Source organism: Streptomyces sp. PKA51, from assembly GCF_057552455.1.
Genome location: NZ_BAAJPZ010000005.1, coordinates 406818 through 420351, shown reverse-complemented (window position 1 = coordinate 420351; position 13534 = coordinate 406818). Strand labels below are relative to the sequence as shown.

Here is a 13534-nt window from a genome sequence, read left to right as displayed (position 1 = left end):
CGCACCTGACATTTCGGCAGAAACGAAAAATCCTCAGCAGGTCAGCCGGTGTGCCGGGCGCTCCGGCGCAGCCGCACGTCGCGCAGGAGCGCCACGAGCACCACCGCGCCCGTCGCCGCGGCGGACCACATCAGCTGCGGCCGGGCCTCGTCGTCGGTGAGCATCAGCACCAGCACCCCACCCATGGCGACCAGCGCCGCCCAGGTCAGATAGGGGAAGCCCCACATGCGCAGGGCGAGCCGGTCGGGCATCTCGCGCTCGATGCGCGGGCGCAGCCGCAGCTGGGAGGCCGCGATCAGCCCCCAGACGAACAGCAGCACCGAGCCGACGGCGTTGAGCAGATAGCGGAAGATCGAATCCGGCCATTCCAGGTTGAGCACGACCGAGGCGAAACCGAACGCCACCGACGCCAGGACGGCCCGCCAGGGCACCCCGCCCCGCGAGACCTTCAGCAGCGCCCGCGGCGCCTCGCCGCGCTCGGCGAGCGAGAAGACCATCCGCGAGGAGCCGTAGAGGTTGGCGTTGAGCGCCGACAGCAGGGCCACGAAGACGACCACGTTCATGATCTGCCCGGCCGCCGGCACCCCGAGGTGGTCCAGCACGGCGACGTACGGGCTCTGGCCCGGCTTCAGCGACGACCAGGGCAGCAGGGTCACGATGACCAGCATCGAGCCGATGTAGAAGAAGAGGATCCGCCACACCGCGCTGCGCACCGCCCGGCCCACCGCGCGCGCCGGGTCGTCGGACTCGGCCGCGGCGATGGTGAGCACCTCCAGGCCGCCGAAGGCGAAGACGACCGCCAGCACGCCGGAGACGACACCGCTCCAGCCGTGCGGAAGGAAGCCGCCCTGTCCCGTGAGATTGGTCATTCCCACGGCCTTGGTGTCGGGCAGCAGGCCGAGGACGGCGAGCAGTCCGAGGCCGAGGAACAGCACGATCGCGCCGACCTTCAAGGCCGCGAACCAGAACTCGAATTCACCGAAGTTCTTTACAGCTGCGAGGTTGGCAGCCGTAAAGACAATCATGAAAATCAGCACCCAGCCCCATTGCGGGACCGCCGGTGCCCAGCCGTGCGCGATCTGTGCCGCGGCCGTCGCCTCGACGGCGAGCACCACCACGAGCAGGAACCAGTACAGCCAGCCCACCGAGAAGCCCGCCCAGCGGCCCAGCGCCCGCTCGGCGTGCACCGAGAAGGAGCCGGACGCCGGCATGGCCGCCGACAGCTCGCCGAGCATCCGCATGACCAGCATGGCCAGGGCGCCCGCGAGCAGGTAGGAGATGATGATGCCGGGCCCTGCGACGGCGATGCCGGCGCCCGAGCCCACGAACAGGCCGGCGCCGATGACGCCGCCGAGCCCCAGCATCGTCAGGTGGCGCTGCTTGAGGCCCCCGGCCAGCGGTTCCCGCTCGCCGGCGAGCGGCTCTGCAACAGGCGGTGCATCGTGCATGGAGCTGGATCTTTCGGTGTGTGCGCCGGCGGGCTCTGTGCGCAGGTGCAAGAGCGCAAACGCGCGCAACGCGTGGGGACAGGGTCTCCCGGGCGGCCGCCCCGGGCCAAGCCCGAGCCCTTTTCTCGTGACGAGCATCACGTTTTACGGCGTTATCCCCTGGCTTGTCGCCACCTGGGCGCGTACGCGCGCTCGGAACCCGACAGCACGGGCGGCCCGCCTTTGTCACTGCCGCCCGGTGCCCGCGGCGTGACGCTGGGCTAACGTCGGCGTGTCCCACCGTCCCCGAAGATCTTGCGGAGTACCGATGGCCACCGCCGTTGCCCCAGTCACCCGGACCGGTACGGTCCTCGCCGACCTGCTCCCGGCCACCTCCGCCGGCCGCGCCCGGGTCCGGGACGCCGCCCTCGTCGTCGGCGGTGCCGCCCTGACCGGCCTGACCGCGCAGATCGCCGTGCCCGTGCCGGGCTCGCCGGTCCCGGTCAGCGGCCAGACCTTCGCCGCGCTCCTGGTGGGCACCGCCCTCGGCGCCCGCCGCGGCTTCCTCTCCCTCGCGCTGTACGCCGTCGCCGGCATGGCGGGCATGCCCTGGTTCGCCGAGGCCCGCTCGGGCGCGGCGTTCCCGTCCTTCGGCTACGTCCTGGGCATGGTGCTCGCCGCCACCGTCGTCGGCGCCCTCGCCCGCCGCGGCGCCGACCGCTCGGTGCTGCGCACCGCGGGCACGATGGCGCTGGGCTCCGCGATCATCTACGCGGTCGGCGTCCCCTACCTCGCGCTGGCCACGCACATGTCGCTGCAGCAGGCGGTGGCGGCCGGCCTGACGCCGTTCCTCATCGGCGACGCCCTGAAGGCCGCCCTGGCCATGGGCGCCCTGCCGACGGCCTGGAAGCTCCTCGGCCGCCGCGGCTGAGCCGCACGCCACCACGGGCCGGGCCCGTACCTCGACAACGAGGTACGGGCCCGGCCGCTGTCGTTCGGAAGCCGGACGTACGGCGTCAGTGCCGGCCGGCCCTGCGGGCCGTCAGCCAGAAGATCCCGCACCCGGCGGCGAGCAGCGCGAGTGCGGCCGCGGCCAGGACGCCCAGCCCGGCGGCCGGGCCGCCCGTGTGCGCGAGCTCGCCGTCGTCCGCGCCGTAGGACCCGCCGGAGGTCGGGCTCTGCGAGCCGCCCGGCGCGGGGGCGCTGCCGCCGCCCTTCGAGGGCGAAGCGGACGGGGTGGGGGTCGCGGGCGACGTCGGGCTCGGCGCCGCGGTCCGGCTCGGGGACACCGCCGGCGACGACGCGGGCGAGGACGCGGCCGTCCCGTTCGGCACGTTCTTCTGGCCGAGCAGCAGCGGGGTGTCCGGCGCGTCCGAGCTGGTGTCCGTGGTGCCGAAGTGCACGGGCCCCTGCTGCCACAGCAGCGTCTTGGTGTCCCCCAGGGTCACCGGCAGGCAGATCTGCCCCTGGTCCTTCAGGTCGAACGACGCCGAGACCCGGTAGCTGCGGCTGGCGCCGGCCGCGAGTTTTCCGACGGCACAGGAGTATCCGCTGTTCGAACCCTCGGGGAGTTCGCCCGCGGCAATGGCGGAACAGCCCTCGACGGAACGTATCCGCATTCCCTTGAAACCCACCACCTTCAGCCGTACGTCGGGTGCGTCCTTCGGCCCCGCATTGCGCACGGTGGCCATCAGACTGGTGTTCCCCGATTTTTTGTCCACGGATATCCGGCCGGGCAGTTCCGTGCTGATCCGGTAGCCCGCCGGGGCGCTCGGTCCGGGGCTGCCGCCCTGGCTGCTGCCGGGCGTCGGCTCCGCGCCGGACGCCGCCCATGCCGCCGGTGCGGCCAGTGGCAGCAGAAGTGCCACCACCGCCACCACCGGCGCCGGCGACCACCGGCGCCGGGCCCTGCTGATACTCAGGAACATTTTCGCTCCCCCCTATCTCCACTCCCCGCAGAAGTATTTGAATAGGTACCACAAGATTCCGATGTCCGAAGGTGCGGAAAATGAATTCCGCAATGGGGGCGGGCCTGGTGGGGAATTCGAGCGGCGAGATGCAGGGGCGACTGGTGGTGGGTCGCTACCGGCTCCTGGAATTGATCGGGCGCGGCGGAATGGGGCGGGTGTGGCGCGCCACGGACGAGATCCTGGGCCGCAGCGTGGCGGCCAAGGAGATCCGCGTCGGCGAGATGGTCGGCGAGGAGAGCGCGGTGCAGCGCGAGCGCAGCCTGCGCGAGGCCCGGGCCACCGCCCGCATCGACCACCCCAACGTGGTCCGGGTCTACGACGTGGCCGAGGAGGACGGCCGGCTGTGGATCGTCATGGAGCTGGTCGACGGCCGCTCCCTGGACCGGGTGCTGGGCCGCGAGGGCCCCCGCGACCCGCGCGAGGCCGCCCGCATCGGCCTGGGCCTGGTGCGCGCCCTGCGCGCCGTGCACGCCGTCGGCGTGCTGCACCGGGACATCAAGCCCGGCAACGTGCTGCTCACCGCCCGCGGGCGGATCGTGCTCACCGACTTCGGCATCGCCTCCATGCAGGACGCGGCCGCCCTGACCATGGCCGGCATGCTCGTGGGCTCGCCGGACTACATGGCGCCCGAGCGCATCGAGGGCCGGGTGCAGGGCCCGCCGTCGGATCTGTGGTCGCTGGGCGCCACGCTGTGCGCGGCGGTCGCCGGCCAGTCGCCGTTCTCCCGGGCCACGACCATGGCCACGCTGCACGCCGTGCTCTACGAGGAGCCGGTGATCCCGGCCGCCGCGGGCCCGCTGACCGAGCTGCTGGCCGGCCTGCTGCTGAAGGAGCCCGCCCGGCGGCCGGCCCTGGACGCGGTGGAGGAGGCCCTGGCGGTCCTGGCCGAGCCGCTGCCCACCGTCGTCGCCCGGCAGCCCCCGGCCCCGCCGCCGCCCCCGCCCGCGCCTCCGCCCGCGCCTCCGCCCTCGCCGGGATCGCCCGTACCGCCCGTACTGCCGGTCCGGCCCGTGGCGGCCGGCCGGCCGGGGCGGCGCAGGCTCCTGGTGGCGACGGGGGCCGTGGTGGCCGCGGCGGCGGTGGTCACGCTCGTCCTGGCCGTGCAGGGCTCCGGGGGCCCGGGGACGCGGGGGGCCGACGGCACCACCCCCTCCGCGACGGCCCCGGAGACGGCGTCCGGTGCGGCCTCCGGGGCATCGACGCCGGGCCCCTCGCGCAGCAAGGGAGCGGCCTCCGCCGCGCCCTCGTCCGGGCGGCGCACGGAGGACGGCTTCAGCTGGGCGCCGCCCGCGGACTGGAACCGTACGCAGCAGAGCCGGAGCGACGTCACGTACACCGCCAAGGACGGCACGATCGAGCTCTCGGCCAAGCAGGGCCGCACGACGGAGGACCTGCTGACCCACTGGCAGCGCTTCGAGGAGGGCTTCCACGGCACCCCGGGCTACCGCAAGATCAGGCTGGAGCGCAGCACGTTCGCCGGGAACCCGGCGGTGGTGTGGGAGTACGCCTTCCTCCAGGGCGACCAGCCGCGCCACGGCCGGCAGCTGGGCTTCACCAGCGGCGGCCGGACGTACCAGGTCAGCGTCTGGTACGCCGATACGGCCGAGTCCACCGCGCTGGACGTCTACGAAAGCGTGAAGGAGTCGTTCCGCACCGGCTGAGCGCCGGGCGGAACGACTCCTTCGATGTGAGGACCGACTACTTCTTCAGGGCCTTGCGACGCTTGTCCAGCGCCACGCCGATGCCCAGCACCACCGCGCCGACCAGCGTGGAGAGCAGCACCTGCTCGCGGTTGTCGCCGCCGTCGACGACCATGTAGCCGAGGACGAAGACGATCATGGCGATGGTGGCCCACGTCAGGTACGGGAAGAGCCACATCTTCACGCGCAGCTTCGAGGGGTCCTCGCGCAGGATGATCCCGCGCATCTTCAGCTGCGTGAAGCAGATGGCGAGCCACACGAACAGGGCGACCGCGCCGGAGGCGTTCAGCAGGAACTTGAAGACCGTGTCCGGCCACATGTAGTTGAAGAACACCGACACGAAGCCGAAGATCACCGAGCCGATGATGGCCGCCTGCGGCACGCTGCGGGAATTGGTCGTCGCGAACGCCTTCGGCGCGTCGCCGCGCTGGCCGAGCGAGAAGGCCATGCGCGAGGCGGTGTACAGACCGGAGTTCAGGCAGGACAGCACGGCGGTGAGCACGATGACGTTCATGATCTGGCCGGCGTGCGGAATGCCGATCGAGTCGAGGGCGGCGACGTAGCTGCCCTTCTCCGCGATCGCCTTGGAGTCCCACGGCAGCAGGCTGACCACGACCAGGATCGAACCCAGGTAGAAGACGCCGATGCGCCAGATCACGCTGTTGGTGGCCTGCGAGACCGCGCGCTGCGGGTCCTCGGACTCACCGGCGGCGAGCGTGACGATCTCGCTGCCCATGAAGGAGAAGACGACCATCAGCACACCGGTGAGGATCGCGCCCGGGCCGTGCGGCAGGAACCCGCCGTGCGAGGTGAGGAAGTCGAAGCCCGCGCCCGGGTTGTCCGAGCCCGGCAGCACACCGAAGACGGCCAGGCCGCCGACGACGATGAACGCCGCGATCGCGACGACCTTGATGCCCGCGAACCAGAACTCGAATTCGCCGTAGGAGCTGACCGAGGCCAGGTTGGTGGCGGTGAGCACGATCATCACGATCAGCGCCCAGGCCCACTGCGGCACGGCCGGGACCCAGCCCTCGAGGATCTTCGCGCCCGCGGTCGCCTCGACCGCCAGCACCACGACCCAGAAGAACCAGTACAGCCAGCCGATCGTGAAGCCGGCCCAGCGGCCGAGCGCACGGTCGGCGTAGGCCGAGAAGGAGCCGGAGGTCGGGTTCGCGGCGGCCATCTCGCCGAGCATCCGCATGACGAAGACGACCATCGCGCCCACCAGGGCGTACGAGATCAGAATGCCGGGACCGGCCGCGGCGATACCGGACGCGGAACCCACGAAGAGGCCGGCGCCGATGACACCGCCAATGGCGATCATGGACAGGTGCCGGTTCTTGAGGCCGGCCTTGAGGCCGTCCTCGCCCGACGCGGGGGCGTGGCCGGGGTGACCGGCCGTCGTCGCCTTCGTCGTGGTCGGCGGTGTCGCGCTCATGTGCACGTTCCTTCGGGTTGTTCCTTTGGTTCTCGGGTTACGAGCCAACGCATTAGAACTTTTCGAAGCCGTCTTTCGGAAGACCCGAATCCATTTCGTTGTATTCACTCAGCGTCACCAGCCCCGGTGACCTCCGGGCGCCCCGGCTCGTGCCACACTCGGACGCATGCGCGTGTACCTCGGCTCCGACCATGCCGGCTACGAACTGAAGAACCACCTCGTCGAGTGGCTCACGGCCCAGGGCCACGAGCCCGTCGACTGCGGGCCCCACATCTACGACGCCCAGGACGACTACCCCCCCTTCTGCCTCCGCGCCGCCGAGCGCACCGCCGCCGACGAGGACAGCCTCGGCATCGTCATCGGCGGCTCGGGCAACGGCGAGCAGATCGCCGCGAACAAGGTGAAGGGCGTCCGCTGCGCCCTCGCCTGGAGCGAGCAGACCGCGGCCCTCGGCCGCGAGCACAACAACGCCAACGTCGTCAGCATCGGCGCCCGGATGCACTCCGAGGACGAGGCGACGAAGTTCGTCGAGATCTTCCTGGCCACCCCGTACTCGGGTGACGAGCGTCACACGCGTCGCATCGCGATGCTGTCCCGCTACGAGGAGACCGGCGAGCTGCCGGAGATCCCGGCGCACCACCCCCGGCAGGACTGAGGCGAGGCGGGCCGGGCCCTGCGGGGCCCGGCCGTCCGCCCGCGGCTGACGACGAAGGACGACGCGACATGCCCGAAGGGCACACGATCCACCGCCTGGCAGCGGATCACCGCACGGCATTCGCCGGCCGCGAGGTGCGGGCCACCAGCCCCCAGGGCAAGTTCTCCGACAGCGCCGCCCTCCTGGACCGCCGGGTCCTGGAGGAGGCCGAAGCCCACGGCAAGCACCTCTTCCTCGGCTTCGACGACCTCGGCTGGATCCACATCCACCTCGGCCTGTTCGGCAAGTACACCTGGGGTACCGGCTACGCCCCGCCGCCCACCGACACCGTCCGCCTGCGCCTGGCGAACGCCACCTCGTACGCCGACCTCCGCGGCCCCACCACCTGCGCGCTGATCACCGACGCCGAGAAGCAGGCGATACACGACCGCCTCGGCCCGGACCCGCTGCGCGAGGGCGACGACCCCGACCGCGCCTGGCGGCGCCTGTCCCGCAGTCGTACGAGCATCGCGGCCCTGCTGATGGACCAGAAGGTCGTCGCGGGCGTCGGCAACGTCTACCGCGCCGAGGTCCTCTTCCGGCACGGCATCGACCCGTACCGCGCCGGCCGCGACCTCACCCGCGCCGAGTGGGACGCGATCTGGGCGGACCTGGTGGTCCTGATGCACGAGGGCGTCCGCAACAACCGCATCGACACCGTGCGCCCGGAGCACACGCCGGAGGCGATGGGCCGGCCGCCGCGCGTGGACGATCACGGCGGCGAGGTGTACGTCTACCGCCGCACCGGCCTGCCGTGCCACATCTGCAGCACCGAGGTGCGCGTCGCGGAGCACGCGGCCCGCAACCTCTTCTGGTGCCCGCGCTGCCAGCCGGCGTGACGCACGGGCCCCGGAGGCCGTTGAGAAGCCACCGGGAACGGCGTGCGGGGCGCACACCCCCCGTACTCCAGCGCGCCCGGCTGCCGTGCGCGACCCCGCGCCCCGGCAAGCCCCGTCCCCGCACCCTGTGTTGCGTACGAGAAACAGGTGCCGGATGGGACCGGCCGGCCCCCTCATCCCTTTTCCGCACCGCCGCGGGGGCGGCGCCCGGCCCCCTCGCACGCGCGCAGTAGACGCTGCTCCGTCGTCATAGCCATGCCCCACGCCACATCCCCGTGCAGGCGAACGAATGTCGCATATGGTTGCTCTCCGGGTGCGCGCACGGCGTTCCCCACGGCAGCCCGCTCGGCGCGGCGCGAATCGACGCACCGCCGAATGGGTGGATAAGGTCCCGAAGCAATGACTGGCGGTGCGGAGACCCCGACGGCCCGGATGCGCAAAGCACTGCACCGGGTCCGCACGAGTGTGCGCAAGGCAGGTGTCGACTATTTCCGGGGCGACGGCTCCGACTCCGTCGCCCTGACCGCGCTGCTGCTGTCCGTCCCCGCCCTCGCCTGGGGCACCGTCTGCCAGCCCGAGTGGTGCGCTCCGGCGGCGCTCGTCCTGCCCATCGTCGCCGGCGGTCTGCTGCTGCGCCCGGCCAGCCTGCTGGGCCTGTACGCGGCCGCCGCCTCGGCCCTGATCGTCGAATCGGCGCTGCTGGACGACCCCGGCCACCGCGGCGCGGACCGGGTCACCCCCGGCACCATCCTCGTCGTCGCGGCGATCGGCTTCTTCGGCCTGCTCATCGCGCAGTTCCGCAGCCGCGTCGGCGTGCCGTGGCGGCGCGGCGGCACCATGCTCTTCGACCTGCGCGAACGCATCCGCGTGCAGAGCAAGCTGCCCAAACTGCCGCGCGGCTGGCACCGGGAGATGGCGCTGCGCCCGGCGGGCGGCCAGTCCTTCTCCGGCGACTTCGTCGTCGCCGCCCGTACGAACGGCGGCCGCACCCTGGAAGTCGTCCTGACCGACGTCTCCGGCAAGGGCATGGACGCCGCCTCGCGCGCCCTGCTGCTGTCCGGCGCGTTCGGCGGCCTCCTCGGCTCCCTGCCACCGCACGCCTTCCTGCCCGCCGCCAACGGCTACCTCCTGCGCCAGGACTGGGACGAGGGCTTCGCCACGTCCATCCACCTCGTCCTCGACCTCGACACCGGCGACTACGAACTGCTCTCCGCCGGCCACCTCCCCGCCCTCCAGCTCAACGCCGGCTCCGGCCGCTGGGAGGAGAAGTCGGCCGAGGGCCCGTTGCTCGGCGTCTACGACGGCGCCCAGTTCGACCCCGTCAAGGGCACCCTGCGCCCCGGCGACGTCCTCATGCTCTTCACCGACGGCCTCGTCGAGACCAACGAGCGCGAGCTGACCGAGGGCATGGACCGCCTCACCGGGGAAGCCGACCGCTACGTCAAGTCCGGTTTCCACGGGGCCGCCTGGCACCTGATCGAGGCGGTCGCCAAGGACGTCAACGACGACCGGGCGCTGCTGCTGATCTGCCGCGACTGACGGACCGCCGGCCGGTTACGTTGTGCGCATGCCGACACCCGAAGTCCTCCTGATCCCCGGCAGCTTGCGCGCCGGTTCCTCCAACGAGACCGCGCTGCGCACCGCACAGGCCGTCGCTCCGGAGGGCATACGCACCGTCCTGTACGAAGGCCTCGCCGCCCTCCCGCACTTCAACCCCGACGACGACCACGACCCGCTGCCCGCCGCCGTCGCGCAGCTGCGCGCGGCCATCGCGTCGGCCACCGCCGTACTGATCTGCACGCCCGAGTACGCGGGCACCCTGCCGGGGGCGTTCAAGAACCTGCTCGACTGGACCGTCGGCGGCACCGAGATCTGCGACAAGCCGGCCGCCTGGCTGAACGTGGCCCCGCCCGGACGCGGCCAGGGAGCCGCGGCCACGCTGCGTACGGTCCTCGGCTACACCGGCGCCACGATCGTGGAGGAGGCGTGCGTCCAGCTGCCGGTCGGCCGGGAAGAGGTCGGCCCGGACGGCACCGTCAGCGACCCGGCCGTACGGGAGCGGCTGCGGGAGCTGCTCACCACCCTCGTCGCCGCGTCGCCCGCGCAGCTCTGACGACGCGGCCCGCTGGGCTGTTCGGCCGAACCCGCCGTGCGCCCTCCGTATCGCTGAAGGACGCTGCGGGCAGACCCGTGCAGCGAACCGGTGAGGAGAAGCGTGGTGGACGGCAGCAGCCCGGAGGGCGACGGCAGAAGGACCGGCCCCGGCCCCGCCCGGTGGTGGCGCCCCGCAACGGCTGCGGGCCGCCGGTGGCTCGTGATCGGCGCCTGCCTGGCCCTCGGCGTGACCGGCCTCGGCGGCCTGGTGGCCGCCGACCGCCTGTGGAGCGCGGCCCCCTGCGACAAGGAACCGACCGACATCACCACCAGCGACTACGCGCTCGACTTCACGGTGCAGTCCGGTGCGATGCCGGACCCGCAGTTCAACGGCCAGGCGGCGAAGCTGCACATGCACCGCGTCCAGCCGGTGTACGAGCACGGCCGCTGCTCCGGCACCCCGGCGCGGGCCGCCGTCCTCATCCACGGCCGTTCGGTCTCCGGGTCACCGGTCTTCGACCTCAAGGGCAAGGACCAGGACGGCAACAAGCTGAGCCTGCAGGGCGGCCTCGCCCGCGCCGGCATCGACACCTTCGTGCCGGACCTGCTCGGGTACGGCGAATCCACCCGGTTCGCCAAGGGCCTGGACGACCCGCACAACGCGAGCCTGAGGGCGTACCCCGCGGGCAGCAGCACCTGCCCGTTCCCGGAAGGATGCGACCGCACCCACAACCCCATCTTCCCGCTCGACCAGCAGGGCACCCGGCTCGCGACGAACCCGCTCGCGGGCAAGCGCTACGCGCACTCCAGCGGCATGCGCTTCGCGACCACCGACACCTGGGTGCGCGACGTGCGCCAGGCCATCGACGACGCCCTCGCCAAGGCCAAACCGACCAACGGCAAGGTGACCCTCCTCGGCTACTCGCTCGGCGGCAACCGCGTCGGCCGCACGCTCTACGCCGCCAACCCCAACCCGCTCCTGCCCAACAGCGCGGCCTACATCGCCAAGGTCGACCGTGCCGTCTTCGTGTCGTCGTTCTTCGGCGGGACGAAGGAGGAGTCGACGCCCTCCGGCGGCTTCGTCACCTTCCCCCTGGTCCTCGGCACGCGCCAGGCCCTCGACGCCGGCGCCGCGCTGAAGGCCGGCACCAGCGAAGCGGACTGCTCCGGTCACGTCATCAAGGACAGCCTCGACGAGCAGTGGAAGGAACTGATGCAGACGGACGGCGGCCCGGGCCGCAAATGGGGCGGCACCGACCCGAACCACCCCGACGGCCTCATGCGGTCGCCGACCTTCTCCACCTTCGGCTGGAACGACGAGGTCGCGGCACAGCTGTCCGTACCGGCCCTGGTGATGCAGGGCGCGGACGACGCCGTGATCACGCCACCCACGGCGACGAGGATCTACGACGTGCTGCCGGCGTCCGTGACGAACAAGGTGCTGGTCCAGATCAAGTGCGCGAGCCACGCCCTGCCGAACGAGGGCTGCTCGGGCAGCCGCTGCATGCCCCCCTCCGGCCAGGCGGCCTACGGACAGGCCGCGGGCACGTCGTGGGCGGGGCCGCACCAGACGCTGCAGGCGGCGGTGATCGAGTGGATCACGAAGGGCACCTTCAACGGCTCGGCGAGCGGCAAGTTCACGGTGGACCGGAACGGGGTGGTGTCCTGAGGGGGGGCCGGTGCCTTGAGGGGCCCGGGGGCGCATACGACAGCCCCCGGCGCTCCGTACAGGTTCCGCGAGCCCTCGGTCGTCGCCGAGAACCCCGTCTCCCCATACGTGCCCTTCCGGGGGCCTAGCCAGTTGAGCCGAGATGCGGGTCACTCGATCGATGAACGTCTTCACCGAGGGTGTGGCTCTCACCGGTTGTCTGGTGTAATGGCCAGTTTCCTCCATATATGCCGGAAGTCAAGAGGTGGCGGGTGGAGTGGGGAGCAATGCCCGTTTGTCAGTGCCGACTGCCATGATCGTGGCGTGAACGAGACGATTGCACAGCTGGCGAAGCGCCTCCTTGCGGCCGACACGAAGGGCTGGACGGAGGCCGGCGCCCGGGCCCTCGCCGCCGCCATCGGCCCCGACGCCCGCCTGCGCCCGGTGGGGCAGTACGAGGAGCGGTACGTGGACGGCGAGGCGTACGTCGGGCTCGCCGTCCCCCTGCAGAAGCCGGCCGAGGCGGGCCCGGCGGCCCAGGCGGCCGCCTTCGCCGAGGCCAGGGAGGAACTGACGGCGGAGCTCGGCGAGGCGTCGATCATGGGCGTGTACGGCGACCTGGGCCCGTTCTACGACTCCGGCCCGCTCTGGGGCACCCCCTACCTGCGCTGGCGCGGCCGGCCGAACACGCTGGAGCTGCGCGCGGGCACAGCCGGCCCCGAGCTGGTGCTGCAGCCGACCGACCCGGTGGAGAGCTGGTTCTGGCGCCAGGGCCACGGCGAGGAACACGCGATCACCGGCTTCTTCGGCAGCACCCGCGGCCCCGCCAACGCGGGCCTCGGCTTCCCCGGCGGCTGGCGCGCCCAGCGCTGGGAGACGGTGACGCGGGCCCTGGCCGACTTCCTCTCCACCCTCCCGGCCGAGACGACGGCACTGGGCGCGTCGATCTCCATGCCGATCTACGGCCGCGGCGCGGGCCAGGGCGCACCCCTGCTGTTCGAGATCGCCTGCAGCGACCGCCTGGAGATCACCTGCTTCCCGCCGTCCGACGACGAATGGCACATCGACGCCGGCGGCCCGGGCGAACCGCGGGGCCACGAACTGGCGGAGACGATGGTGAGCGCAGCGAGAGCGGCAGGCGTCCGCGACCCGCAGGACCTCATCGTGGGCGGCGAGGCGGAGTACATGAGCCCGTACCACGTCACGTTCTACGGCCTGGGCCTGCCGACGGGGTGAGGCGGCGCACCGCCTGCCGGGGCGGTGGGGGCGGACTGCCACACGTTCGTAACAGAGTGCCCGTAGGCAGCCAAGCGCTTTGTGGTCGAACCAACGATGTTGATAGACATGTTCGAGTCGACAAGTGGTGTGAGTGAAGACGGGGGTGTGCGCTCGTGAAGTTCGATATGGGCAATACGACGCTGTCCGGCCTGGTGTCCAAGACGCGGGGGTCCAGCGATGACCTCGGTGGGCTGATTCGCCAGCTGATCGTGGCGGCGCAGCCGTTGGAGGGGAAGTTCAACGGTTCGGGCAAGGCGGCGTTCGATCAGTTCAAGGCGCATTCGGATGAGGTGACGGCGGCTCTGAACAGTTCGCTGAGTGCGATTCTGGGTGGTCAGTCGGGGATGGATTCGTCGTTCGGTCAGGGTGACCAGGAGTCGGCGGACAACGCGCGTCAGCAGATGGCGGCGGCGAACTTCGATGCGGCTCGGTTCTCGGGTCGTTAA

The 13534-nt window shown here is 71.9% G+C and carries 12 protein-coding genes; 9 read left to right on the top strand and 3 right to left on the bottom strand.

The annotated features are described in order from the left end of the window. Window positions 1-41: 41 nt before the first annotated feature. Window positions 42-1448 (bottom strand): amino acid permease, encoded by a 1407-nt coding sequence (locus AC27L3_RS11280; protein ID WP_487233846.1) that lies wholly within the window; start codon window positions 1446-1448, stop codon window positions 42-44. A gap of 307 nt (window positions 1449-1755) precedes the next feature. On the opposite strand from AC27L3_RS11280, the gene AC27L3_RS11275 reads away from it, so the two are divergent. Further along, a complete protein-coding gene (locus tag AC27L3_RS11275) occupies window positions 1756-2358 on the top strand; it encodes a biotin transporter BioY (protein WP_487233845.1) in 603 nt (200 codons plus the stop codon). An 85-nt stretch (window positions 2359-2443) separates the two neighbouring features. On the opposite strand, the gene AC27L3_RS11270 is transcribed toward AC27L3_RS11275, so the two are convergent. Beyond that, on the bottom strand, window positions 2444-3355 hold the full coding sequence (locus tag AC27L3_RS11270) for a hypothetical protein (protein WP_487233844.1): 912 nt from the start codon (window positions 3353-3355) through the stop codon (window positions 2444-2446). A gap of 80 nt (window positions 3356-3435) precedes the next feature. Between AC27L3_RS11270 and AC27L3_RS11265 the strand changes: the two genes are divergently transcribed. After that, on the top strand, window positions 3436-5058 hold the full coding sequence (locus AC27L3_RS11265; protein ID WP_487233843.1) for a serine/threonine-protein kinase: 1623 nt from the start codon (window positions 3436-3438) through the stop codon (window positions 5056-5058). 37 nt (window positions 5059-5095) lie between these two features. Here the strand turns inward: AC27L3_RS11265 and AC27L3_RS11260 are convergent, their stop codons facing one another. After that, window positions 5096-6535, bottom strand: a complete 1440-nt coding sequence (locus AC27L3_RS11260; RefSeq protein ID WP_487233842.1) for an amino acid permease — start codon at window positions 6533-6535, stop codon at window positions 5096-5098. Between the two features lie 166 nt (window positions 6536-6701). Here AC27L3_RS11260 and AC27L3_RS11255 point away from each other — a divergent pair, with 166 nt between their 5' ends. The 7 genes from AC27L3_RS11255 (at window position 6702) to AC27L3_RS11225 (ending at window position 13534) form a co-directional block, all read left to right on the top strand. Beyond that, the gene (locus AC27L3_RS11255) at window positions 6702-7190 is read left to right on the top strand and encodes a ribose-5-phosphate isomerase (RefSeq protein WP_487233841.1); all 489 of its coding nucleotides are present in this window, start codon (window positions 6702-6704) and stop codon (window positions 7188-7190) included. Between the two features lie 68 nt (window positions 7191-7258). Continuing rightward, window positions 7259-8068 carry an Fpg/Nei family DNA glycosylase gene (locus tag AC27L3_RS11250; protein ID WP_487233840.1) on the top strand — a complete coding sequence of 270 codons (810 nt, stop codon included), beginning with the start codon at window positions 7259-7261 and terminating at the stop codon, window positions 8066-8068. Between the two features lie 399 nt (window positions 8069-8467). Beyond that, on the top strand, window positions 8468-9607 hold the full coding sequence (locus AC27L3_RS11245) for a PP2C family protein-serine/threonine phosphatase (RefSeq protein WP_365968901.1): 1140 nt from the start codon (window positions 8468-8470) through the stop codon (window positions 9605-9607). Between the two features lie 28 nt (window positions 9608-9635). Further along, entirely contained in the window at window positions 9636-10181 is a 546-nt protein-coding gene (locus tag AC27L3_RS11240; RefSeq protein WP_487233839.1) for an NADPH-dependent FMN reductase, read from the top strand. A gap of 105 nt (window positions 10182-10286) precedes the next feature. Further along, window positions 10287-11831, top strand: a complete 1545-nt coding sequence (locus AC27L3_RS11235) for an alpha/beta fold hydrolase (RefSeq protein ID WP_487233838.1) — start codon at window positions 10287-10289, stop codon at window positions 11829-11831. Window positions 11832-12134: 303 nt separating this feature from the next. Then, the gene (locus AC27L3_RS11230; protein WP_487233837.1) at window positions 12135-13046 is read left to right on the top strand and encodes a hypothetical protein; all 912 of its coding nucleotides are present in this window, start codon (window positions 12135-12137) and stop codon (window positions 13044-13046) included. Window positions 13047-13201: 155 nt separating this feature from the next. Next, window positions 13202-13534, top strand: coding sequence for a hypothetical protein (locus AC27L3_RS11225; protein WP_344434363.1), 333 nt, complete (start codon window positions 13202-13204; stop codon window positions 13532-13534).